The sequence below is a fragment of the Veillonella sp. ZSJB6 genome, assembly GCF_051549505.1.
Classification (GTDB): domain Bacteria; phylum Bacillota; class Negativicutes; order Veillonellales; family Veillonellaceae; genus Veillonella.
This window is the reverse complement of the sequence record NZ_JBPUGE010000031.1, coordinates 1-295: the sequence shown is the minus strand read 5'-3', so window position 1 is coordinate 295 and position 295 is coordinate 1. Positions and strand designations below refer to the sequence as shown.

The 295-nt window shown below is 42.0% G+C and carries 1 protein-coding gene; it reads left to right on the top strand.

Annotated features, from left to right (window positions below; translation table 11 throughout):
- The coding region (locus ACSV5T_RS09775; protein ID WP_438320981.1) for a RepB family plasmid replication initiator protein at positions 1-295 on the top strand (295 nt) is incomplete at both ends.

Below are 295 nucleotides of genomic sequence, written 5' to 3'. Positions count from 1 at the left end.
AATTCGGGCTGATACATTTGCCCAATATCGTGGTATTGAGCGTCACACAGCGTATGAAGCATTGAAAGAAGCCAGTAAAAGCTTTTTTCACCGCTATGTCACTTGGACTGCAACGAACCCAAGAACAGGCAATGAGGTTAAGTTGCAAAAGCACTGGATAGATACGCTTGCTTACGAAGATGGGGCAGGGGCAATTCATTTGCTATTTCACAAAGATTTAATTCCGCTTATCACTCGACTAGAAAAGAACTTTACAAGTTATGATATTGAGCAGGTATCAAAGCTGACAAGCAGC